Annotated in this window: 21 protein-coding genes and 1 riboswitch; of the genes, 14 read left to right on the top strand and 7 right to left on the bottom strand. The window is 63.3% G+C overall.

Features of this window, described 5'->3' with window-relative positions:
- The 4 genes from SJY20_RS17995 to SJY20_RS17980 all read left to right on the top strand — a co-directional run.
- Nucleotides 1-680, top strand: a 680-nt coding sequence (locus SJY20_RS17995) for an ArsB/NhaD family transporter (RefSeq protein ID WP_380788814.1), incomplete at its 5' end; no start/stop codon positions are given.
- Nucleotides 677-1,000 carry a YnfA family protein gene (locus SJY20_RS17990; RefSeq protein WP_031393241.1) on the top strand — a complete coding sequence of 108 codons (324 nt, stop codon included), beginning with the start codon at nt 677-679 and terminating at the stop codon, nt 998-1,000. The genes SJY20_RS17995 and SJY20_RS17990, both read left to right, overlap by 4 nt.
- On the top strand, nt 1,000-1,758 hold the full coding sequence (arsH, locus tag SJY20_RS17985) for an arsenical resistance protein ArsH (protein WP_031393242.1): 759 nt from the start codon (nt 1,000-1,002) through the stop codon (nt 1,756-1,758). Before SJY20_RS17990 ends, arsH begins: the two co-directional genes overlap by 1 nt.
- Before the next feature lie 451 nt (nt 1,759-2,209).
- Entirely contained in the window at nt 2,210-2,398 is a 189-nt protein-coding gene (locus SJY20_RS17980; RefSeq protein WP_041394287.1) for a hypothetical protein, read from the top strand.
- A 243-nt stretch (nt 2,399-2,641) separates the two neighbouring features.
- Here the strand turns inward: SJY20_RS17980 and SJY20_RS17975 are convergent, their stop codons facing one another.
- The 5 genes from SJY20_RS17975 to SJY20_RS17955 form a co-directional block, all read right to left on the bottom strand.
- Nucleotides 2,642-3,328, bottom strand: a complete 687-nt coding sequence (locus SJY20_RS17975) for a ZIP family metal transporter (RefSeq protein WP_031393017.1) — start codon at nt 3,326-3,328, stop codon at nt 2,642-2,644.
- A 3-nt stretch (nt 3,329-3,331) separates the two neighbouring features.
- On the bottom strand, nt 3,332-6,565 hold the full coding sequence (locus SJY20_RS17970) for an efflux RND transporter permease subunit (RefSeq protein WP_380788811.1): 3,234 nt from the start codon (nt 6,563-6,565) through the stop codon (nt 3,332-3,334).
- A gap of 3 nt (nt 6,566-6,568) precedes the next feature.
- Nucleotides 6,569-7,738 (bottom strand): efflux RND transporter periplasmic adaptor subunit, encoded by a 1,170-nt coding sequence (locus SJY20_RS17965; RefSeq protein ID WP_055763292.1) that lies wholly within the window; start codon nt 7,736-7,738, stop codon nt 6,569-6,571.
- A complete protein-coding gene (locus SJY20_RS17960) occupies nt 7,735-9,000 on the bottom strand; it encodes a TolC family protein (protein ID WP_133032468.1) in 1,266 nt (421 codons plus the stop codon). The genes SJY20_RS17965 and SJY20_RS17960 overlap by 4 nt, the downstream gene beginning before the upstream one ends.
- Before the next feature lie 420 nt (nt 9,001-9,420).
- Nucleotides 9,421-10,083: a cation transporter gene (locus SJY20_RS17955; protein WP_055843156.1), complete on the bottom strand. Its 663-nt coding sequence runs from the start codon at nt 10,081-10,083 to the stop codon at nt 9,421-9,423.
- Between the two features lie 36 nt (nt 10,084-10,119).
- On the opposite strand from SJY20_RS17955, the gene SJY20_RS17950 reads away from it, so the two are divergent.
- On the top strand, nt 10,120-10,557 hold the full coding sequence (locus tag SJY20_RS17950; RefSeq protein WP_056677700.1) for a helix-turn-helix domain-containing protein: 438 nt from the start codon (nt 10,120-10,122) through the stop codon (nt 10,555-10,557).
- Between the two features lie 49 nt (nt 10,558-10,606).
- On the opposite strand, the gene SJY20_RS17945 is transcribed toward SJY20_RS17950, so the two are convergent.
- Both SJY20_RS17945 and traA read right to left on the bottom strand, forming a co-directional pair.
- Nucleotides 10,607-11,335, bottom strand: a complete 729-nt coding sequence (locus SJY20_RS17945) for a DUF6118 family protein (RefSeq protein WP_380788808.1) — start codon at nt 11,333-11,335, stop codon at nt 10,607-10,609.
- A 61-nt stretch (nt 11,336-11,396) separates the two neighbouring features.
- On the bottom strand, nt 11,397-14,369 hold the full coding sequence (traA, locus tag SJY20_RS17940; protein WP_031393024.1) for a Ti-type conjugative transfer relaxase TraA: 2,973 nt from the start codon (nt 14,367-14,369) through the stop codon (nt 11,397-11,399).
- A gap of 174 nt (nt 14,370-14,543) precedes the next feature.
- Between traA and SJY20_RS17935 the strand changes: the two genes are divergently transcribed.
- The 9 genes from SJY20_RS17935 to SJY20_RS17895 all read left to right on the top strand — a co-directional run bounded on the left by SJY20_RS17935 (nt 14,544) and on the right by SJY20_RS17895 (nt 22,302).
- The gene (locus SJY20_RS17935) at nt 14,544-14,873 is read left to right on the top strand and encodes a conjugal transfer protein TraD (protein ID WP_031393025.1); all 330 of its coding nucleotides are present in this window, start codon (nt 14,544-14,546) and stop codon (nt 14,871-14,873) included.
- Between the two features lie 13 nt (nt 14,874-14,886).
- Nucleotides 14,887-15,111, top strand: coding sequence for a conjugal transfer protein TraD (locus SJY20_RS17930; protein WP_031393026.1), 225 nt, complete (start codon nt 14,887-14,889; stop codon nt 15,109-15,111).
- A complete protein-coding gene (locus SJY20_RS17925; protein ID WP_031393027.1) occupies nt 15,108-15,389 on the top strand; it encodes a hypothetical protein in 282 nt (93 codons plus the stop codon). Before SJY20_RS17930 ends, SJY20_RS17925 begins: the two co-directional genes overlap by 4 nt.
- A complete protein-coding gene (locus tag SJY20_RS17920; RefSeq protein ID WP_082446614.1) occupies nt 15,389-16,939 on the top strand; it encodes a type IV secretory system conjugative DNA transfer family protein in 1,551 nt (516 codons plus the stop codon). The genes SJY20_RS17925 and SJY20_RS17920 overlap by 1 nt, the downstream gene beginning before the upstream one ends.
- 58 nt (nt 16,940-16,997) lie before the next feature.
- Nucleotides 16,998-17,360: a hypothetical protein gene (locus SJY20_RS17915; RefSeq protein WP_156349055.1), complete on the top strand. Its 363-nt coding sequence runs from the start codon at nt 16,998-17,000 to the stop codon at nt 17,358-17,360.
- A gap of 281 nt (nt 17,361-17,641) precedes the next feature.
- Entirely contained in the window at nt 17,642-18,517 is an 876-nt protein-coding gene (locus tag SJY20_RS17910; RefSeq protein WP_031392895.1) for a replication initiation protein, read from the top strand.
- 555 nt (nt 18,518-19,072) lie between these two features.
- A complete protein-coding gene (locus tag SJY20_RS17905; protein ID WP_031392894.1) occupies nt 19,073-20,158 on the top strand; it encodes a sulfite oxidase in 1,086 nt (361 codons plus the stop codon).
- Nucleotides 20,158-20,598: a YidH family protein gene (locus tag SJY20_RS17900; protein WP_051916165.1), complete on the top strand. Its 441-nt coding sequence runs from the start codon at nt 20,158-20,160 to the stop codon at nt 20,596-20,598. Before SJY20_RS17905 ends, SJY20_RS17900 begins: the two co-directional genes overlap by 1 nt.
- A gap of 239 nt (nt 20,599-20,837) precedes the next feature.
- Nucleotides 20,838-20,914: riboswitch (Fluoride riboswitch) on the top strand.
- A gap of 74 nt (nt 20,915-20,988) precedes the next feature.
- A complete protein-coding gene (locus SJY20_RS17895) occupies nt 20,989-22,302 on the top strand; it encodes a voltage-gated chloride channel family protein (RefSeq protein WP_197976250.1) in 1,314 nt (437 codons plus the stop codon).
- Nucleotides 22,303-22,304 lie beyond the last annotated feature (2 nt).

Genomic DNA, 22,304 nt, shown 5'->3' with positions numbered 1-22,304 from the left:
CGGCAAGCTACGATGTGGCGCAGCTCCGCACGCCCGGTGATGCGATCCGCGACCGTGCCACGTTCAAGGCGGGCTGGGTCGTTCTTGCTCTACTGCTTGCCGGCTTCTTTCTGCTCGAACCCCTCGGCGTGCCGGTCAGCGCCGTGGCCGCTGCCGGCGCAGTCCTCCTGCTCATCATCGCCGCGCGCGGTCACGTCATCCAGACGCGCAAGGTGCTGGCCGGCGCGCCGTGGCAGGTCGTGATCTTCTCGCTCGGCATGTACCTGGTCGTCTATGGCCTCCGCAATGCGGGCCTGACTGACCACCTTGCCAGCCTGCTCGATCGTACCGCGCAAGGCGGTGTGTGGGGTGCAGCGTTCGGGACCGGGATCATCGCCGCGCTGCTCTCGTCGGTGATGAACAACATGCCGACCGTGCTAGTAGGCGCGCTGTCGATCGACGCGACGCACGCCACGGGCGCGATCAAGGAAGCGATGATCTACGCCAACGTAATCGGGTGCGACCTCGGACCGAAGATCACGCCGATCGGTTCGCTCGCGACACTGCTCTGGCTGCATGTCCTCGGGCAAAAGGGCATCCGGATTGGCTGGGGCTATTACTTCAAGGTTGGTGCGACACTAACGATCCCGGTGCTGCTGGTAACGCTCGCGGCACTCGCGATCAGGATCAGCATGGTATGACGGCACTCGTCTATCTTGCCGCGTCGCTTGCGGAAATCGCAGGGTGCTTTGCCTTTTGGGCATGGTTGCGGCTGGACAAATCGCCTCTGTGGCTGGCTCCGGGCGTGGTCTCACTTATGCTGTTCGCCTGGCTACTGACACGCGTGGATAGCGACGCAGCGGGGAGGGCCTATGCTGCCTATGGCGGCGTCTACATCTGCGCATCGCTGATCTGGCTCTGGGCTGTCGAAGGGGTAAGGCCCGATCGCTGGGACGCGGGTGGAGCTGCACTTTGCCTGATCGGCACCTGTATCATTCTGCTTGGCCCAAGGACCGCCTGATGCCGCTCCGCACTCTCTCCGATCCTGATAATCTGCCCGCGCTTGATCGGCGCTATGCGCTCGATCGTCCTGCCCTTGGGCTGGGCGCTGGTGATCCACCTCCGCGCATACTGTTGCTCTACGGCTCCCTGCGGGAGCGATCCTTTTCGCGGCTATGCGTCGAGGAAGCTGCTCGCCTGCTGCAATTCTTCGGCTGCGAAACGCGGATCTTCGATCCTTCGACGTTGCCGTTGCCCGATCAGGTGACGGGGGACGACCACCCGGCCGTTCACGAGCTGCGCGAACTGTCGATGTGGTCGGAGGGGCATGTGTGGTGCAGCCCCGAGCGGCATGGCCAGATTACTGGCATCATGAAGCTGCAAGTCGATCACCTGCCGCTGTCGATGGGCGGCATGCGCCCAACGCAAGGCCGCACGCTTGCCGTCATGCAGGTGTCGGCGGGATCGCAGTCGTTCAACAGCGTGAACACCCTGCGCGTCCTCGGCCGTTGGATGCGAATGGTGACGATCCCCAACCAATCCAGCGTAGCCAAGGCGTTTGCGGAGTTTGACGACGCCGGTCGGATGAAGCCGTCCAGTTATTACGATCGGATCGTGGATGTGATGGAGGAGCTGGTGCGCTTCACGGTCCTGCTACGCCCGCACACCACGCAGCTTGTCGATCGCTATTCCGAGCGAAAGGAGGCAGGTATGCCGATCGATAGCGCCACGGACCTTTCGAGCATCGCAACCTCACCAACGTATCGGAAAGGCCAGTAAAGTCCGCTTAGTGTGGCAAACCGCTCCTGCGACATTGTGCATCACTGAGTGTGCTTCTAGATGCATCCAATGAAACGCCGGGCTCGCCCACTGTCCAAGATATTGCATTCCATGGCGTTTTTCGTCCTGGCCGTGATGTTGCTGGTCCGGCTTGGCCCGCTCTGCGAGACGATGGCGATGGCCGCGCCTCCGGCTGCGTCCGCGATGATGGACTGCGCCAGCAAATCAGCAGGCGCTCCCATCAAAAAGGCGCCTGCGTCGGCTTGCGCTATACCGTGCGTTGCAGTTGCCGGCGAAACCGTCGAACATATCGAGCTGGTTCCGTCCTCCCGTCTATCGCCATGGCCAGCTCCACAGACGGGCCTTTTAGGCGTGGCATACGCTCCGGCCACACCCCCTCCGCAAACCGTGTGAAATTGAACATCATCACACGTAAGTTTCGGAGAATATCATGACCAAGTTTAAGCTCATCAGCGCTGCCTTCGCCCTCACTCTGTCGACTGGCGCATTCGCCGCTGTCGCCAATTGCTGCGCCGACATGGCGTGCTGCAAGGACGGTGCGGACTGCTGCAAGGATGGCGCAAAAGCCAAGGCCGCGGACTGCTGCGATCATGCTAAGGGCGGCATGAAGCACGGCTGAAGCTGGATAGGGGCGGGCAACCGCCCCTATTTTTCTAGTCTACGTCTACTCGGCGCGGCACGCCGTCCCGCCACGGTCGCTGCGACGAGCGGAGAGTTACCTTCAGGGTTGAGGCTCTCCCCCGAACCGCATCCATCGTTCGTCCCATCTCGCGCGCGATTACCGCCAGAGTCTGCTTGGCCTCGATACGCCGACGAAGCTCGGCGTCATCATTATCGGTCCAAGACGTTCCACGTCGAGCGGTCAGCCCAATACCTCCTCGATCAGGAGCAGGCCCAAAAACCCGATGAAAAACATCGCGCTGATAAGCGGAGTGTCCGGCTTCTCGTGTGCCTCAACCAACAGCTCTTCCGTCACGAGGTAGAGCAGCGCCATCAGACCGAAACTGAGAAACCCGGCGATCACGACGGGCGGAAACGTCGCAACGGGAGTCGCTATCGCCGCACCGATCGGCAGCAACAAGGCGATCCCCATCGTAATCGCGATGATCCGCGCCTTGGACTTGATCGTCTCGCCCAACTCGGTCGTCACGGTCAGTCCGAGAAACAGCACCTCCAACGTCAACGCGATCGTCAGCAACACGCCGGCCTTCCCGCCAGCGACGAACGCCAACCCGAGAACAAGCCCGTCGATCAGGATATCCACTGCGACCGCGCCCAACATAGCGATCGGGCCACTGGCGCGACCCTCAAGAGCTTTGAGCGACAGCATCACGAGAATGCCAAGCGCGCCGCCTGTGAATGTCGCGATCGGTGAACCTTCGTGCATCACCTGGGGCAAGATCTCGGCTGCCGCTGCGGCGAACACGACGCCTGCCGCCAAGTGCTGCATAGCGCTTACGAAGGCATCACTTGGCCGTCTCGATACCGCGAATAGCGAGCCGATCAGTACGGCGACGACGGGAATGAGCGTGAAGGCAACGGCCTGCATAGCTTAAGCCCTCACGCTGTCATGATTCAAAGGCGGCAGTTCGATGTGTCCCCCTGATGGGGCTGGCAGCTCGCGCCGTCCGAAACGAGCGTAGAGCGTCGGCAGCACGAACAAGGTGAGCAAGGTTGCGGATATCAGGCCACCAATGACGACGGTCGCCAGCGGCTTTTGCACCTCGGCTCCAGCACCATGACCAAGTGCCATCGGCACAAAGCCAAGCGATGCGACGAGCGCCGTCATCGCAACCGGCCGGAGCCGCGCCAGAGCGCCTTGATGCGCCGCTACCGCACGATCCATGCCTTGCCGCATCAGATCATGGATGGACGACACCATGACCAGCCCGTTGAGAACCGCGACACCCGATAGCGCGATGAAGCCGACTGCCGCTGAAATGGAGAACGGCATGCCTCTTAGCACCAGCGCAAGGATGCCTCCGACCAACGCCAGCGGAACGCCGGTAAACACGATCAACGCATCCCTGACGGAACCAAGCGCGCCGTAGAGCAGGAACATGATGACCACGAAGCAGATCGGCACCACAACGCTGAGCCGATCGCGGGCAGATGCCAGGTTCTCGAACTGACCGCCCCATTCGAGATACGTGCCGGGCGGCAATTTCACCTGAGCGTCGATGGCTGACCGGGCATCAGCCACGACACCCGCCACGTCTCGATCGCGCACGTTGGCCTGCACCACGACACGCCGCTTGCCGTTCTCGCGACTGATCTGGTTGGGACCATCGACCACGGCGATATCCGCCACAGTCGATAGCGGTACGAAGCCGCCACTGCCGGTCGGCACCGGCACCTGAGCAACCGCCGTCAAATCGGATCGTGAGCTTTCTGCCATCCGGATCACGACGGGGAAGCGACGATCGCCTTCAAAGATCACGCCAGCCTGTCGGCCGCCAATGGCTGCGGCAACCGTGTCCTGCACGTCACCGGCCGTTACCCCGACGCGGGACATGGCGGTACGGTTCGGCCGGATATCGAGCATCGGCAAACCTTCGGTTTGTTCGACCCGCACGTCTGCTGCACCCCGCGTCTTTCGAAGGATGCCGGCGATCCGATCTGCGGTCGCGTTCATCTCGCCAAAGTCATCGCCAAAGACCTTGATCGCGATATCGCCGCGCACGCCTGCAATCAGCTCGTTGAATCGCATCTGGATTGGCTGGGTGATCTCATAGGCGTTGCCCGGCAGGGTGGAGAGGCGCTTTTCCAGCCGCTCCACCAGCTCTTCCTTGGACAGGCCGGGGTCGGGCCACTCCTTCTTCGGCTTCAAGATGACAAACGTGTCAGTCGCGTTAGGCGGCATTGGGTCCGATGCGATTTCGGACGTGCCGGTGCGGGAGAAGGCGAAACGGACCTCAGGGGCCTTGGCGAGTGCCTTTTCCACCTGGAATTGCATTGTCTGGCTCTGATCGACCGATGTGCCGGGGATGCGAACTGCCTGCACGAGAATGTTGCCCTCATCGAGCTGCGGCAAGAACTCTTGCCCCAATGTCGTGAAAGCTGCCCCGGCAAGCGCCAGCGCACCGATCGCAACGCCGATGGTAAGGGTGGGCCGGCGCATCGCCGCATCAAGTCCCGGCTCATAGCGCTGCCGGAGGAACGTGACGACGCGGCTTTCCTTCTCCTCGACCCGCTTGCTGAGCCAGATCGCAATCGCTGCCGGTATGAAGGTCAGCGACAGGATGAAGGCGAACACCAAAGCAATGATGACGGTGAGCGCCATCGGCTCGAACATCTTGCCTTCGACACCCGTGAAGGTGAGCAACGGCGCATAGACCAAGATGATAATAGCCTGCCCGTACACCGATGGGCGGATCATCTCGCGCGCCGATGCCGCGACAATCCCGAGACGTTGCTCGATCGTCAGCACGTCATCGCGACCATGCTGCGCCTCGCCCAAACGCCGTAATGCGTTCTCCACGATAATGACCGCGCCATCCACGATCAGACCAAAGTCGAGCGCACCAAGGCTCATCAGATTGGCCGAAACGCCCGCCTCCAACATGCCGATGCTGGTCAGCAGCATCGTAATCGGAATGACGCAGGCCGCGATCAGCGCCGCGCGGAAATTGCCAAGCAGCGCAAACAGAACGACGATTACCAGCACCGCACCTTCGGCGAGGTTGCGGGCAACCGTCGAAATTGTGGAGTTCACCAGCTCGGTCCGGTTCATGACCGGCTTCACGACAACATCGACCGGCAAAGAGCGGCCGATCTGCGTCAGCCGTTCGGCAACGCCGGTCGATACCGTGCGGCTATTCTCCCCGATCCGCATAACCGCGGTGCCGACGACAACTTCATGGCCGTTTTCTGACGCCGATCCCATGCGTAGCGCCTGCCCGGTGCGAACGGTCGCGATCTGGTTAAGCAGGATCGGAACGCTCTCGCGGGTGGCAACGACGGTACGTGCCAGCTCGTCGGCGTTGCGAACACGCCCATCCGATCGAACCGCCAGCCCTTCTCCGTTGCGGTTGACCACGCCAGCGCCCGCGCTGGTATTGCTGCGCTGAAGGGCGGTGGTGAGATCCTGAAGCGTTAGCCGCATTGCCGCCATGCGCTGTATGTCCGGAATAACGAGATATTCCTTGGTGTAGCCACCAAGGGAGTCGACGCCAGCAAGCCCGGCCGTGCTTTTGAGCTGCGGCGTGACGATCCAATCCTGTACGGTGCGCAGATAGGTCGCCTTGTCGGCGTCGCTGACAAGGTGATCCCCCTCGGGGGTGATATAGCTGGCATCGCGCTGCAAGCCGGGTTCGCCGTTGCGGTGGTGAACTTGGTCCAGCTCGCGATATTCGACCGTCCACATGAAGATATCGCCGAGGCCCGTAGCGATCGGCCCCATCTCGGGGTTCACACCTTCGGGAAGGTCTTCCTCAGCGGTTCGCAGACGTTCCGCGACCTGCGCTCGCGCAAAGTAGATATCGGTCTTTTCACCGAAAACCGCTGTGATCTGGGCAAAGCCATTGCGACTTAGCGAGCGGGTATATTCAAGGCCAGGAATGCCCGCGAGCGCGGTTTCGACCGTGAACGCAACCTGCTTCTCGATCTGATCGGGGGAGAGGGCAGGAGCAACGACATTGATCTGCACCTGGTTATTGGTGATGTCGGGTACGGCGTCGATCGGAAGCTGACGCAGCGCGCCAATCCCGAGCAATGCAGCCGCGATGGTGAGAAGCAGGACGAGCCAGCGCTTCTCGACGGAGAGGGTGACGATGCGACCGATCATGGCTCAGTCCTCATCCCCGCCTGCACCCTTGCCGAGTTCGGCCTTGAGCGTGAAGCTGTTGGTGGAAGCGATGCGCTCCGAGCCGGTAAGGCCTGCCGTTACGGTGACTTGCCCGCCGTTGGTGCGACCAAGCGTCACGGGAATTGCCCGGAATCCTGTCGCAGTGCGGACGAACACGAACGACTTGTCCTCGATCATCTGCACTGCGGCCGATGGCACGGCGACGGTGCGGTCCCCGGTCGCAGGAACGAGGATCGATACGTTGACCGTTTCGCCGACGCGCCATGTGCTGCCGGCGTTGTCGAGGGTAGCGATCACCGGCACCAATCGGGTCGTCTCGTCCAGAATGGGGGATACGAACGTGACGCGCCCCTCCTGACGCCGCCCCGGTGCCGTCACTTCGACACGCACGCCGGGTTTCACCCGACCGGCATCGGTGGGGACGAGTGAGGTGGTTACAGTGACCTTCGACAGGTTGGCGACGCGGAACAGCTCTGCATCGGCCGCGACCGCCTGCCCGAGTGTAGCGGATCTCGCGATGACCTGGCCGGCGATCGGCGAGCGAACCGCGATGCGGTTGAGCGCGCCGCCTCCGCTGCCCGTCGCTGACAATTGCTGCTGCGCGAGGCGAAGGGCAATGCTGGCCTCCGTCGCTGCCGTCCGCGCTGCGACCAGATCCTGCTCTGGCGAAACACGTTCAGCGAACAGGCGCTGTTCGCGGCGAAGGTTTGATTGGGCGAGTGCGGAACGCGCGCGCGCGGCTTCTACCTCCGCTTTCAGTGATGCCGCTTCCCGGCTTTCGATGATAGCCAGCGGGTCTCCCCGGCTGACTGACTGCCCGAGATTGCTGGTGAGGGAAACGAGCCGACCGCCTACGGAGGTGGACACAACCTGCACACCCTGAGGATCGCCCTCGATCGTTGCCGATAGCTCGATCGCTCCGGCCACGCCGCCTACTGTAGGACGCGTAACCTCTATCCCGGCATCCGCAATCTGCTGCGCGGACAGGGTGACGATATCCTTTGGACCCTCCTTGGCTTCGCTGGCCTCGGCACCTTCGGTCTTCTCGGCTCCGGCTTTCTCACCGGCCTCGCCGTTGCCACCCCCGCCGCATCCGGCAAGGAGGACAGCCAGGGTCACAGGCGCGAGCGCCCGCATGATGGTCTTCGTCATTGATTGGTTTCCTCGGTCGAGGGCGCTGCGGCAACGAGCCGTTCGAGGCGTGCCTTGGCGTCGTGATAGGTGGCGAGCGCATCGATCGCGGCGGTTCGTGTTTCGGACAGGGTACGTTCGGCATCGAGCAAATCGAGCTGACCGAACTTGCCCTCCCGGTAGCCGATCCGGGCGATCCGAGCGGCTTCGCTTGCCGACGCCAATGCCGGCCCGCTGGCGTTGCGAGCGGTCGTCGCGGCATTCGCGACGTTCGCCTGTGCGCTTGCGATATCCTGCGCGGTATCCAGCTCGGCCGCGCGACGTAGCGCCTGCGCCTGATCAGTCTGCGCCCGCGCCTGCGCCACTGCCGCCTTGCCGTTGTTGAACAGTGGGAACGGGATCGACAGCCCGAACACCGCTGCCACGTCGTTCGTAGCCTCAAGCCGTCGTGCGCTGGCGCTGAGTGTCACGTCGGGAATGCGCTGCGACCTAGCAAGCCGCACCTGTGCCTCTGCCGTTGTCACGTCCGCGCGTGTCGCCGCCAATGCCAGCGTCCCGGCGGTCTCGATCGGCCGCGCTGGACCAAAGCCCTCGACACGGCCGAACCACACCAAGTCCAACGGTCCCGTGAGGGGTTGGCCGATCCGTCGGGCAAGATTGCTTCGGGCGACCTCGGCAAGCCGCTCTGCGCGCTCCACAGCCGTCTCCACGTTGATCCGCAATACATCGGCGCGCTGCTGTTCGAGCGGTGATGCTCGCCCCGCTTGAACGCGGACGCCGGCTGCGCGCGATGCTTCGCGGGCGATACCGGCCTGCTCGCGCGCGGTCACCAGTCGGCGTTCCGCTGCGGTCGCCTCGATGTAGAGCTGCGTGATGGCAAGCCGTAGATCAGCCTCGGCCAACGCCGTGCCTATCCTCGCTCGATTACCAATCGCATCTGCGACAGCGATCCGTGCCGATCGTTTGCCACCCAACTCGATCGGTAGTGCCAGACCTGCCGTTGTCTCGGCGCTTCGAAGACCGCGATATTGGCCGCTGCCGGCAATGTTCTCGGTCTCGGCGACGATCGACGGGTTCGGGCGGTAGCCGGCAACCGTGCGGCCTGCTTGTGCTGCCCGGACGCCAGCCGTGGCAGCCTCAAGGCTGGGGGCGCTGGCTCCGGCAAGCGAAAGCGCCTGCTCAAGGGTGAGCGGGGGACTGGTCGATGTTGGATCGGCTGACTGCGCCTGTGCGATCGACGCGCACGACGCCACGGCCAATAAGGCCGCAATAAAACGGTGCATGGGTAACGGACTCCTGACGAACCTTGGGCATCCGCACGGGCTTTCCCGGCGGAATTAGGCGTTGGTCAGGCTTGGGGAGGACGTAGGGCTGGGTCCGACGCTACCGGGGCCTTGGGCGCATTGCGCCACATCGATGCAGTCATACGAACGCTGCTGGCTGGTCCGGTTGAATCGGACGCGATCGGCACGCCGACATGATGGCCGTGGCAACCACCATGATGGTGAGGATAAGCCTTGTCGGCGTCTGCCGGCACTTGGTCGGCATCGCCGTCGCAATGATCGAGGGAGCTGACCGCTGTGGTATCAACGCACGTCACGCCTTCGGTCGCATGCGCGACTGATCCAAGCCCGAGCATAAGCACGAGCATGAAACTGAGGAACAGGGCGGAGAGGCGGTGCATCGGCCCGCGCCTTAGCAGCTTACCGACTGCCATGTAACGACTGCTGGTAAGTAGCGGGGGCGGGTGAGGGCTCGCTACGCATTTCGGCGCGTGCCTGCCGCATGATCTGAACACCGCCCGATATTCCCAACACAGCCATCAAGGTGGCGACGGCGAGATCAGGCCACGCGCTGTTGAGGCCGAACACTCCGCCTGCGGCCAGTACGACGGCGATGTTGCCAATCGCGTCGTTACGCGAGCAAATCCACACTGACCGCATGTTCGCATCACCGCTTCGAAAGCGGTACAGCATGACCGCGACTACAAGGTTCGCGATCAACGCGGCGATGCCGACCACGCCCATAATTTCGGCATGGGGCGTTGCTTCGTGGAGCGCCCCCCATCCCGCCGCGAACAAGACATAGACGCCTAGCAAAGCAAGCGTCGCCCCCTTCAACATCGCAGCGCGTGCGCGCCAGGCTATCGCCATTCCGGCAACGCCAAGGCTGATTGCGTAGTTCGCAGTATCCCCAAAAAAGTCGAGCGCGTCGGCTTGCAGCGCCTTCGATCCACCCGTGATGCCGGCAACGATCTCGATAACGAACATGCCGCCATTGATGGCGAGCGCAATCCATAGCGCGCGCCGCCACTTAGGGTCGTTGAGAGTGTCCGCCTTGTCGGACGCGCAGCTTGTGCAGGCCATATTCGCCACCTCGATAGAATCGATCTGACAGCCTATATGCACCCTCTAGTCGCTAGAGGGTCAAGCGCTGTGTCTGAGAAACTGACGATCGGAAAACTGGCTGGTGCGACCGGCACGAAAGTCGAGACGATCCGCTACTATGAGCAGATTGGCTTGCTGCCGGCTCCTGAGCGATCGGCGGGGAACTATCGGACCTATGAGGGCGCGCATCTACGCCGCCTGTCCTTCATCCGTCGCGCGCGTGATCTTGGCTTTTCAATCGATCAGGTGCGCGAGCTTATGGGGCTTGCCGATCGGCGCGATCAGTCCTGCATCGCCGTCGATGTCGTTGCCAACCAACACCGCGACGCGATTAGACGCAAAATTGCAGACCTCACCGCGCTTGCTGGTGAACTCGACGCGCTAATAGATTCCTGTAGCCGCAACACCGTCGCCGACTGCCGGATCATCGAAGCACTTGCCCCTTCCGCATAGCGCATCGCTGCTGTCCGGTGGAATGATCGGCTTGCACCGCTTGGGCACTTCAATCCGTGGAGCTGACGATCGCACTTCTTGCCGCCACGTCATCCCGACTGATCTCGATGGTACAGCGCACCGTCTTCTTAGTCCTCACAGCTATCTTGTAGCAGGCTTGCACAGCCTTGCGATTTGCGGTGATGATCCGATCGGCTGCCGCGATGTTGGCGAAAGCATCCGGCCCAGCAGCTCGCATGAGGCGCTGCCCGGCTTCCCATTTCGGTAGGTCAAGCGTGCGCGCTGCCATCCACTCGGGCACCTGCCACTTCCCCGGGAGCTCGCGCGCGATGATCCCCGGCACGATCGTCCATAGCAGCGCCCCGCCCAGGCACGCTCCCGCACCGACCTGCCACAAGGTACGGCGCTGCTCGTCCGCACGGCGGGCAGAACCGCCGATACCGTGCAAAGCGGTCGTCGCCTTGTCCATCTTCTCACCGGCGGTCGCGATCATGCGCCGATCCTCGTCGCGGGCATGGCCGCCAGCCGCGACGATCCGGTCGGCGACATAGCGCAGCGCGACATTGTCCTCGGCCGTTTTCGCCAGCACGCCGACATTTTGCATGGTCGCGTTGAGCGCCTTCGCCATTTTCCCCAGCGTCTCGCTGTAATCGGGTATCTCCGGCACCTCGGCGCGCTCCGCGGACAGCCGCTCGACGGCGCGGCGCAACAGCGCAAGCTCACCGCGGACACCTTCAAACGCCTCCGCTGCGGCGTCCAGTTCGTGATCGTCACCCATGCACTTCTTCCCCTTTACTGCATGAAACCACAAACCGGATCGTACCCGAAAGCACGAACCGTCACCGGCTCATCCCCCGATCCCGGTCGCGCCCACGATCGAGCGACGACGACAGCGCATCGCCGATCGACCGCTCGCTTTCCTGCTTCAGTGCCAGGTCGGGTGCATGGCGACGCAGTGCGGATTCGAGCTGCGGGTCGCGGTGCAGCCCGCCCGCCACCTTCTCCATCCGCTCACGCAACCGCTCGGCACCGGCACTGTCGCCGGCCCGCTCCATTCCTGCCCGCGCCTGCTGCATTTTCTGCCAGCCTTCCACGAACCGCTCGGCACGCGCGTCCGGGTCTAGCCGCACACGCTTCTCGTCGGCCATCGCGCGTGTCGCGCCAACTGTGTTGCCGCCCGACACCTGCTCGATAAGCTTCGGATCACGCGCAAGCGCCGATGCAAGGTCGCGCGCGGCATGGGGACGGGTCGCGTCCAGCCTCTCGCCAGCCTTCTGCAAAGCGCTCTCCTGATGCGGCAGCACCGGCAGACCCTTGTTGCGCATCCGGCCGATATCGCCCGCGGCACGTGCATAGCGTTCGATCGCCTTGGCCTGAGAGACGTCCAAGGTGGTGTTAATCGGCCCCCCCTGGCTGCGATCACGGGCGGTGTTAATCAGACCCCCCTGGCCGTGATCGCGGGCAGTGTTAATCGCCCCCTCTTTCGCGACAGCCGGCTTTGGCCGGAAACCGGCAAACATGCCCTTGGCCTTGTCGCGCACCTTCTCGACCATCTGGCGTGCGAGTTCCGGGAACCGGATCTCGCGCCGATCGGCGAACGCCCGCGCCTGATCCTGCTCGGGCTTAGCGTAATCGCCCGCCATGTCCTTGCCGCGATCACGCGAGAGCGCGCGGACGAGCTGGCGCTGGTCGCTGAAGTCGTCGCGGCCATAGTGGAGCTGCACGTCGTCACGATGACGCGACATGCCGACATAGGCGCTGTGCCGGTCCATGCCGGGGGTGGCGAGGACGTGCGCGCGATCGACCGTCACGCCCTGCGATTTATGGAACGTCGCCGCATAGCCATGATCGACATGGGCATAGTCCTTGGTGTCGAACGCGACGCCGCGCCCGTCATCGAGGCGCACCGCCATGCCCTCGGACGATACCCGCTCGATCGTCGCCAGCGTGCCGTTCTTCACCCCCATGCCGCGCTCGTTGCGCAGGAACATGATGCGGTCGCCCGTCGCGAACTGCCGCTCACCGCGCTCGGCCTTCACCGTCACGTCGTCGCCAAGGTCGCCGGATGCGCGCAACCGGTTGCGCGCCTCGCCATTGAGGCTCTGCACTTCGGCGTTGGTGTGGGTGAGGATGATCCGGGTCTTGCCCGGCTCGGTCTGGCGTGCGCGATCCCAACCGTCCACCAGCTCGCCCCGCGCCTCGTCACGGTTGTCGGCGACGTGGACCATGCCCTTGCTGTCATAGGCATGGATCGCCTCGCCGGTGCGCCCGGTCGCCAGCGCACGCGTGGCGTCGCGCTGCCAGTCCTCGCGCTGCCGGCGTATCTCGGTGATCTCGGCCGCGCCGTGGCGCTCGGTGACGCTGCGAAAGGCCGCGCCGGCCTCGATCGCCTGCAACTGCTCGGGGTCGCCGACCATCACGACCTTGGCCCCGGCATCGCGTGCTTGGGACAGCACCCGCTCCATCTGACGCGAGCCGATCATGCCGGCCTCGTCCACCACCAACACGTCCCTTGGGCCTAGCTGTTCACGCCCCCGCCCCCATGCGTGTTCAAGGCTGGCGATGGTGCGGGACTGGATGCCGGACCCGCCCTCAAGGTTCTCGGCCGCGATGCCTGACAACGCCGCGCCGCGCACCGTGTAGCCCTGCCCCTCCCAAGCCTCGCGCGCGACGCCCAGCATCGCCGATTTACCGCTGCCGGCATAGCCGACGACGGACGCCAGCCCACTGTTGCCGGTGACGTGATCGAAGGCGTCGCGCTGCTCGCTCGACAGGACAAGCCCTCGGCCCTCGGCTGCGTCGATCGCGGCGTCACGATGCCGATCGACGATGCCATGCGCGGCGCGGCCCGCCAGCTCGTCGCTCGCGCGCTCAAGCCGGTTCTCCACCGCGATCATGTCGCGGCTGGTGAACCGCTCCTGGTCGCGCCCGTCCTTCCCCAATGCGACCAGCTCGGGGCTGGCGCGCACCGCCCCCATCACCTGGTCGAACTGCTCCTTGCCGTCGCTGTGCCGGAAGGCGAACGTCGCCAGGTCGCGAGTGGTGAACGTGGCCTGCTGCCGCGTGATCGCGTCCAGCGCGACATTGGGATCGGCGATGATCTTCTCGCCGTTCTCACGAGCGATGCGCGTGTGATCCTCGATCCGCTCCGCCTCAAGCCCCTGCTCCGGACGACGCGATGCGGCCGGGCCGATCTTGTGCTGCGGTTCCAGCCCGATCCCCTGCGCCTCGTAACTGCGGTGGTCGATGCGACCCTCAAGCCCAAGCTCGGCCATGCGCTCATTAACGTGGGCGCTCCACGCCTCGCGCCAGTCCTTCAAAAGCTCGGTCGAGTTCCAGTCGCGGTTCTTCTTCCCGAACCCCTCCGGCCCCACGTCGCGCATCGCAAGCATGACATGCGCGTGCGGCTTGGGCGTGCCGTCCTTCGCCTTGTCCCAATGCACGTTCAGATCCGCGACCATCCCGCGATCGACAAACTGCTGCTTCACGAAATCGCGCGCTAGCTGGACGCCCTGTTTCTCATTCATCTCGCGCGGAATCGAGAACTCCACCTCGCGGGCAAGCTGCGCGTCCTTGCGTTTCTCGCCTGCCTCCACCTCGTTCCACAAGGTCGTGCGGTCGTTTAAACGCTCCGGTGCGCCCTGTGGCAACATCACTTCGGAGTGGATCACGCCTGCCTTGTTGCTGAAGTCGTGATTCCGGTTCAACCGATCGTCGTGCAGCTCGGATGCGGAGCGATAGGCGGCGCTCGCGACGGCGCTCGATCCGTTCGCGCGGCTCACAACCTTGGCGGAGAAATGGTAGATCGCCATGACGCCCTGCTTATTGCACTTCTGAGCGCACGTCGGCAACGACGTATAAGCGCGCACTCATCCTCCGCTTCGCTCCTCCTGATTGACTTGGTGCTGCGTTCTGCTCGTTCTGGCTTTACCCATATGCTCGGCGCGCTAAGATGTTGATGAGCGATACGCGGAAGGGTAAAGGCGATGCGGAAGGTTCGCGATTACGATGCCGAGCTGAAGGCACTGGGTGACAAGGCCCGCGCGCTCAAGGCAAAGCGGGTCGAACAGCTTGGCCAGCTCGTCGTTGCGACCGGGGCCGATGCGCTTGATCCGGAAACCCTCGCCGGGGTGCTGCTCGATGCGATCGGATCAAAGGATGCGGGCGCGAAGGAGGCATGGCGCGCGAAGGGCGCGGCCTTCTTTCAACGACGTGGGCGCAAAGGTGGCGGCGCTGCTGCAATCGACGGATCGGGCACTGCGACTGAACCAGGCGGCGACGCTGCGGGCGGAAGCGGCGGAACGGCGAACGGATAGCAGGGGCTGGGTCGTGCAACGTCGCGAACGAACACGCCATCTGATTGAACTGGGCGGGCTGGTCCAGAAAGCCGGGCTGGTCGAGCTGACCGACGACGATCGCGCCACGCTCTACGGCGCGCTGCTCGATCTCGCCGGGCGTGGTCGCGGCGACGATGCTGGCGACGTGCTGGCGCTATGGAAGCGGCGCGGCAAGCGGGCGTTCGACGCGGAAGCGGAAGGGAGCGAAGCGCAATGAGCGATTTCGATATCGAGACGATCCGTGCCCAAGTCCGCGCGATGAATTTCGTGCGCGGCACGCCGGCGGAAATCGCGATGTGGCATGAGGACATGGCGGACTCGCGCGCCAACCTGGTCATCGAGGACATGATCCCGACGCCCAACGACGATGCGTTCTTCGCGATGATGCTTGACGAGGGCGTGCCCCCTCCCCTTGTATCGCAAATCCTGCTCCGGCTGCTCGATCATCCCGACTCCGACCGGTCCTTGCCGGTCACGCCGATGGAAGCGCACTGATGCCGAGGCGACGGATCAGCCCGCTGTTCGCGGTCTTCGTCGCCTTCGTGGTGCTGATGGCGAGCAACGCCTGGCTCAAGGGCATCTTCGGCTATGGTGAGATTGCGACCGACATTCCGTTCCTGCTGGCCGGCGCGATCCTGTTCCTGGCTTGGCGCTTCAACCGGCGCGCCGCCAACCAGCGGAGCGATCTGCTCGGCTCCGCTCGTTTCGGCGACCGAACCGACGTGCGAAAGCTGGAGGCGAACGGAGATCTCCTGATTGGCCGCTCGGCGAAGTCAGGCAAGCTGCTGCATTACGACGGCGCGGCGCATCTGCTAACGATGGCACCCACCCGGTCGGGCAAGGGCGTCGGCACGATCATTCCCAACCTGCTGCTGCTCGATCGCTCGGTGATCTGCATCGACCCCAAGGGTGAGAATGCCCGCGTCACCGCCCGTGCGCGTGCCGCCAAGGGCAAGGTCTGGTGCCTCGATCCGTTCGGCGTGTCGGGTCAGCCGCCTGCCCGCTACAATCCGCTCGACCGGCTCGATCCCGCCAGCCTCGATCTCGCGGAAGATGCCAACACCCTCGCCGACGCCCTAGTGCATGACGCGCCGGGGCAATCGGGCGAAGCGCATTGGAACGAGGAAGCCAAGGCGCTGATCGCGGGGCTGATCCTGCATACCGTCGTCCACGAACCCGCCGACGCCCGAGTGCTGGCGACGGTGCGCGACAAGCTGACGCTCGCCCCTGCCGGCTTTGCCGCTTTGCTGGCCAAAATGCAGGACAGCGCCGGCGCCGGTGGCCTGATCGCCCGCGCCGCCAACCGCCAGCTCGGCAAGTCCGATCGCGAAGCCGCTGGCGTGCTGTCCTCGGCACAGCGCCATACCCACTTTCTCGACAGCCCTCGCATCGTCGCCAGCACCGCCGCGTCGGATTTCACCTTCGCGGGGCTGAAGGACACGACCGCCACCGTGTTCCTGTGCCTGCCGCCCGATCGGCTCGACACCTATGCGCGCTGGCTGCGGCTGCTGGTGAGCCAGGCCGTCACCGACATGGCGCGGTCCACCGCCCGTCCTGCCCGGCCCGTGCTGTTCCTGCTGGACGAGTTCGCCGCGCTCGGCCGTCTCGAACCGGTTGAACGCGCGATGGGCCTGATGGCGGGCTATGGCCTCCAGCTCTGGCCGATCCTCCAGGACATGCACCAGCTTAAGGCCACCTATGGCGAGCGCGCCGGCACCTTCATGTCCAACGCCGGCGTGATCCAGACGTTCGGGGTCAACGATCATGCCACCGCCGACATGCTCTCGCGCACGATCGGCGACACCACGATCGAATATGATACCGTCAGCACGTCGCGCGGCACCGGCTGGGGCGAAAACCGCGCTGGTCCCTCGGAGAGTGTCAGCGGGCACGTCTCCGCTCGCCGGCTCGCCACACCGGACGAAATCATGCGAATGCGGCCCGATCAGCTTCTGCTGCTCCGCCAGGGCGAAAACCCGCTCGCGGTCGAGAAAATCCGCTACTACGATCAACGCGAGTTCACTGGCCTGTTCGATCCTGCGTGACGATGTGCGAAAGGTGAGTTTTGGGGTAGCGCCTCACCTTCCGAAGGTGACGGAGCTGGTGATCGGATTGACGATCTACGAAACCGATCGCGAAGGAGCTGATTTAAGCACCAACAGCGAGGTTCGGTGCTGCAAGGGTGCGGATCGTGGCAAAGCCCTCTTCCCTGCCCTCATGGCGCTCTTGGTCGGCTCTGGCGTAGTATCTGGTCGCCAGCTTGCCTTTCTTCTTTTTCCGCTAAGCACGCGGCGTTTGCGCCGCTCTGGTGACAGCGCAGCTGGCACCAGACGAATAGTGCATCGGCCATTAGGCCGATTCCATTTGCCTATTCTGACGGTGGTTATCCACAGGCTCGCCACCCCAAAGCTCACCTTTCGCCGTTCAGATTCTCTAATTCTTCTGATTCAAGATTCAGAGCCCTGAAAGGTCCGTATTTCTGCCGAAAAATGCCTCCAATAGTGAGCGTTGGGGTCGATTCGCGTGAGTTTCGGGGTAGCATGCGGTGAGCTTTGGGGTCGGTAAAAGTGAGTGTTCGGGCAGGGTCCAGTGAGTGTTGGGGTACCCCAATGGTTGGGTTAAAAGGATCGGTGAGTTTTGGGGTATCCGCCTCTCTGCTCCACGGGGGAGCTGAAACATTTGCCTAGCTCACTTTTCGTGATTAGGGTGAGTTGGTAAGTTCCTCTAGCTCACCGTTGGTCAAGCCTATGTCGCAACCTGCCGTGGTCGATATGACATTCCGCACGCTGGCCCAGAAGGGACGTGGAAATCCTTTTGATCCCGCCAACTACGGTGAAATCGTCAAGCCCGGCGAGTTGGTCGATATTGTAGAGCTAAGCCCCCTCACCCTCGCGGATCGCCGTATCTACAACCTGCTGATCGCCAATGCCTGGGAACGCATTGGCGAGCCGATCATCCATCGCATTGCGAAATCCGGACTGAAAGGGACGCACCAAGGCAACGAGCGCATAGAGAGTTCACTGCTGCGCCTCATGGGCACCATCGCGATCGTCACGATCCGCAAGGATGGCAAGAGCTACAAGCGCCGTGTCCAGCTGCTCGGCCCAAGTGATGAAAGCCTCGAAAAAGACGGCTTCCTTCACTATCGTATCCCAGAAGAGCTAATCGAGATACTGCGGAACAGTCAGGTTTATGCCCGTCTCAAGACGCAGGTAATGTATTGCTTCGAGTCAAAATACGCACTTTGTCTCTATGAAATGATCGAGCGGCGCATTGGTCTCGAATACAAACAGAAAGAGGAGTTTACGATCGAAGAGCTGCGCGGCCTGCTTAACGTGCCTGAAGGTAAACTCGAACGCTTCGCTGATATGAACAAATATTGTCTGAAGGTGGCTGTCGAGGAAATTAACAAGCTTTGCCCCTTCTATGTCGATTTCACGCCGATCAAGAACGGGCGCAAGGTCGAACGGGTGGCACTCCACTGGTTCCCAAAAACGTCCAGCGGCAAGCGCGACGCACAGAACCTGATCGACCAGCACAGCATTGTACGACGGGCAAAGCTGCGCGGCGGAATTCCCGAACTGCCCGTGCTGGTAGATTTCAGCGCGTCGGCCCAAAGGTGAGCCGCTACCCCAAAACTCACCGATAGGCTTTGCTACCAACCTCTACATGCCAGACACGTGTTCACGTTCCATCGTGTTCTCGTGTTCTCGTGCTATCATGTTCACATGCCAACAAGTGGGCTGGCGGATTCCGGGGTGCCCGTTACAGATGCCGGGCATTCACCCAGCCCTTGCATGTTCCACTCGGGACGGATCATTCGGATCGCCCCCTCTTCGGGGTCGGTACATAGAACGGACCCAGATATACGTTAAGCGCCCTCATCCGGGTTCAGGCGGCGCAAATCACCCGTTTGTCGCGCATCTGCGATGGCGACAGGGTTTTCCGTCATCCCTAGTACCTAGCGACGACTTTTGGGACAAAGCCGTCGTAGCAAGTCCAGTCACATCGCGACGATCTACGGGAAAGGCTGTCTGGCGCTCGGCGCCTTTCGCGCGACGGCATGGTGATCGCTCCACCGCCGTCTAGAAAGGGATAGGCTATCGAAAGAGTCTGGGTGACATCGCCCAGCAAAACGATCGATTTCGCTACTGATTTCATCATGGTAGGCCGCTTGCATGACCGCATCCGATCGCGCCGAACAGAATCTGATCCTCCGCTGTCCGGAGCCGCTCAATGCGGAAACGCCCCCGGATAAACTGATCACGTCCTTCCTGACGCCGCAGGCGAACTTCTACATCCGCAGTCACGGACCAACGCCGGAGCTGGCCGACGATCATCGTATAGCGCTGGACGGCTTAGTCGACCGCCCGCGCTCCTACACGGTTGCCGAACTTCAAACGGCATTTGCGACCCGGACAGTGACCGCGACCATGCAGTGCGCCGGCAATCGTCGGGCACATCTTCAAGACGTGGAAAAGACTTCGGGCGATCCCTGGGACGTGGGCGCGATTGGCAATGCGGCGTGGACCGGCGTCGCACTGTGCGACGTGCTCGCCGCAGCCGGCATCCAGGACGGCGCGTCGTTCGTCGGCACTACGGGGGCCGACAACGTGGATGTCGATGGTGAGACGGCACCGTTCGGTGCCTCGATCTCGATCGCCAAGGCGCTAGAGCCCGACGTGCTGATCGTCTGGGCCATGAATGGCGAGGCGCTGGCCCCCGAACATGGCGCACCGCTGCGGCTCGTCGTGCCGGGTTATGCGGGCGTTCGTAGCGCCAAGTGGCTGACGCGCATCGAGGTGCGCGATCGCCCGTCCGATGCGCCGATCCAGGCTAAGGACTACAAGCTCTTTCCGGCGTCGGTAGCGAAGGAGGACGCAGACTGGGATCGGGGTCTGACTATCGAGGAGATGCCGCTCAATGCTGCGATCTGCGCGCCGGTGGACGGCGCGCATGTCAGCGCCGGCGCGTGCGAAATCGCGGGTTATGCGGTCGCCTTCGGCCGAGCGGTCACCCGCGTCGAGGTCTCCGTCAATGGCGGCACCGACTGGCTGCAGGCGGAACTGACTGCAAAACCCGATGCGCCTTGGAGCTGGACGCAGTGGCACGTCACGGTCGATCTGTCTCCCGGACTCCACGTCCTGATCGTGCGCGCCGTTGACGGTGCCGGGCAGATGCAGCCCGAACGGCCCGAGCCGATCTGGAACTTCGCCGGCTATCTCTCGACTGCCTGGCATCGCATCGCCGTTACCGCTGGCTGATGGACGCGCCGCACGACGCCGATCGGGCCCATGCGAAGCTGGCGGAGAGCGCGAGCAAGCTGAAGGACAGCGCAGTCCAGCAGGTGGACAGCGCCGACCGTCGCACAGAGCTTGCCGCGGACCGCACAATCCTCGCCGGCGAACGCACCTATGCTGCCTGGGTGCGTACCGGACTGGCGGCGCTCGCTTCCGGTATCGGCGCGCGCGCGCTGCTCAAGGACGTCGTGTTCCCGTGGCTGGCGACGGCGACCGGGACCATGCTGATCTTGTTCAGCGCCTTTTGCTTCGCCGCTGCGGTGTGGCGAGAGATGGGCGCAGGCGCCCCGCCGCCACGACCGGACATCAAGCGCCTGCCAGCGACGTTGCTCCTAGTGATGAACGGGTTTCTTATGCTCGTGTCACTGGCCGCGCTCGTCGGCATCTGGACGGCACGCTCGTAGCAGCCATCCCTAGGTTTGCTGCGAACCGATCAGACCCCGCAGCGCATCCGCGGCTTTCGTGCGGTATCGCCCCCTTGTGACGAAGCCCGAAAACGACGTGGGCCAAAGCCGATCGGTCCCGCATGCAGCGTACCCGGGGTCGGTACATATAACGGGCTCAGATAGACGCTGCCGACTGGCCGGTCCGAGCATTTGCCCGACCAACATGCCCATTGACGGTTGGGGCAAACGTCTAATAGATCGACTTTGGCAATGGATTTCTGCCGGGCAATTTGGCCGAACCGCTCTGATAAGAGCTGATGATTCCTACTTGGCGCCTTCAGGCAGCAAGGAGGAATTGTGCGCGCTACCTTTCGCAATCTCGTCGGCACGCTGAATGTCGCGGCATTCATGCGCGATCGTCACGACCATGCGATCTCTGTCCTGCGCTGGGCGCTGATCTTGCTGCCCATGGCGGCACTCGTCGGGACGCTATGTGCGGCGTTCCTGCTGAGTCTCGATACCGTTACGCGACTGCGGTTTGCATCGCCTTGGCTGCTCTATCTGCTACCGGTGGGCGGGTTCGTTGTCGGATTCCTCTACCATGTCACCGGGCGCACAGTGGAAGGCGGCAACAATCTGATCGTCGAGCAGATCCACGAGCCTGGCGGCGGGGTGCCTCTGCGGATGGCGCCGCTCATCTTCTTCGGCACAGTGGTGACGCATCTTTTCGGTGGCTCGGCCGGACGTGAGGGCACCGCCGTCCAATTGGGTGGAAGCCTTGCCAGCGGTTTCGGCCGCGCGCTCCGCCTCGATGCGGGCGGCACGCGCATCCTGTTGATGACGGGTATCGCAGCCGGGTTCGGCGCGGTCTTCGGCACGCCGATCGCAGGCGCGGTCTTCGCGCTCGAAGTGCTGGCGATCGGCCGCGTTGAATATTCCGCGCTAGTGCCTTGCCTCGTTGCAGCGCTAGTCGGCGATTGGACGTGCCTCGCCTGGGGTATCCATCACGGTGTCTACCCGATCGGTGCGTTGATACCGGTCGATGCGCTGCTCGTGACGAAGGCGGGTATTGCGGGGATCATATTCGGATTGGTCGGTTTGGCCTTCGCCGAAGCCAACCACGTGGTCGGGGGATGTCTGAAGCGGATCGTCCCCTATGGTCCGCTACGTCCAGTGATCGGCGGGGTCGTCGTTATCGCGCTCGTCTTCCTGTTCGGCACGCGCGACTATCTAGGCCTGGGTGTCCTGGCAGCGAGGCCCGAGAGCCTTACCATCGCCAGCTTCTTCGGACCAGACACGCATCCGTGGAGTTGGGCGATCAAGCTGCTGTTTACTGTCGTCACGCTCGGTGCGGGTTTCAAAGGCGGTGAAGTCACGCCGTTGTTCTTCATCGGCGCGGCGCTCGGTAACGCGCTGGCGCCTTTCTTGGACGTACCGACGGGCCTGTTCGCCGCGATCGGCTTTGTTGCGGTCTTTGCCGGGGCTGCCAATACCCCGCTCGCCTGCACCTTCATGGGGATTGAACTGTTTGGCGCCAGCTATGCGGTGCCGATCGCCGTCGCCTGTTTCGTGGCCTATCTCTGCTCGGGCCACAATGGCATCTACCTGTCGCAGCGCGTTGCGATACCCAAGGTGCCCGCGAACGGCCTCGCGCCCAATGCAACACTGCGCGAGACACGTACACGCCGCACAGCACTTCGCGCGCAGAACCGCGTGTCGTGAGT

The sequence above is a fragment of the Sphingomonas sp. R86521 genome, assembly GCF_042466235.1.
Taxonomy (GTDB): Bacteria; Pseudomonadota; Alphaproteobacteria; order Sphingomonadales; family Sphingomonadaceae; genus Sphingomonas.
The sequence above is the reverse complement of the archived record's forward strand: the minus strand, read 5'-3'. Positions and strand labels throughout refer to the sequence as shown.

Excerpts from the sequence above, each read along its gene's own strand:
- SJY20_RS17980 (WP_041394287.1), top strand. The coding sequence starts at position 2,210 with ATGACCAAGTTTAAGCTCATCAGCGCTGCCTTCGCCCTCACTCTGTCG.
- SJY20_RS17935 (WP_031393025.1), top strand. The coding sequence starts at position 14,544 with ATGCGGAAGGTTCGCGATTACGATGCCGAGCTGAAGGCACTGGGTGAC.
- SJY20_RS17965 (WP_055763292.1), bottom strand. The coding sequence starts at position 7,738 with ATGACGAAGACCATCATGCGGGCGCTCGCGCCTGTGACCCTGGCTGTC.
- SJY20_RS17960 (WP_133032468.1), bottom strand. The coding sequence starts at position 9,000 with ATGCACCGTTTTATTGCGGCCTTATTGGCCGTGGCGTCGTGCGCGTCG.
- SJY20_RS17910 (WP_031392895.1), top strand. The coding sequence starts at position 17,642 with ATGTCGCAACCTGCCGTGGTCGATATGACATTCCGCACGCTGGCCCAG.
- SJY20_RS17950 (WP_056677700.1), top strand. The coding sequence starts at position 10,120 with ATGCACCCTCTAGTCGCTAGAGGGTCAAGCGCTGTGTCTGAGAAACTG.
- SJY20_RS17900 (WP_051916165.1), top strand. The coding sequence starts at position 20,158 with ATGGACGCGCCGCACGACGCCGATCGGGCCCATGCGAAGCTGGCGGAG.
- traA (WP_031393024.1), bottom strand. The coding sequence starts at position 14,369 with ATGGCGATCTACCATTTCTCCGCCAAGGTTGTGAGCCGCGCGAACGGA.
- SJY20_RS17905 (WP_031392894.1), top strand. The coding sequence starts at position 19,073 with ATGACCGCATCCGATCGCGCCGAACAGAATCTGATCCTCCGCTGTCCG.
- SJY20_RS17955 (WP_055843156.1), bottom strand. The coding sequence starts at position 10,083 with ATGGCCTGCACAAGCTGCGCGTCCGACAAGGCGGACACTCTCAACGAC.
- SJY20_RS17970 (WP_380788811.1), bottom strand. The coding sequence starts at position 6,565 with ATGATCGGTCGCATCGTCACCCTCTCCGTCGAGAAGCGCTGGCTCGTC.
- arsH (WP_031393242.1), top strand. The coding sequence starts at position 1,000 with ATGCCGCTCCGCACTCTCTCCGATCCTGATAATCTGCCCGCGCTTGAT.
- SJY20_RS17920 (WP_082446614.1), top strand. The coding sequence starts at position 15,389 with ATGCCGAGGCGACGGATCAGCCCGCTGTTCGCGGTCTTCGTCGCCTTC.
- SJY20_RS17975 (WP_031393017.1), bottom strand. The coding sequence starts at position 3,328 with ATGCAGGCCGTTGCCTTCACGCTCATTCCCGTCGTCGCCGTACTGATC.
- SJY20_RS17925 (WP_031393027.1), top strand. The coding sequence starts at position 15,108 with ATGAGCGATTTCGATATCGAGACGATCCGTGCCCAAGTCCGCGCGATG.
- SJY20_RS17945 (WP_380788808.1), bottom strand. The coding sequence starts at position 11,335 with ATGGGTGACGATCACGAACTGGACGCCGCAGCGGAGGCGTTTGAAGGT.
- SJY20_RS17990 (WP_031393241.1), top strand. The coding sequence starts at position 677 with ATGACGGCACTCGTCTATCTTGCCGCGTCGCTTGCGGAAATCGCAGGG.
- SJY20_RS17895 (WP_197976250.1), top strand. The coding sequence starts at position 20,989 with ATGCGCGATCGTCACGACCATGCGATCTCTGTCCTGCGCTGGGCGCTG.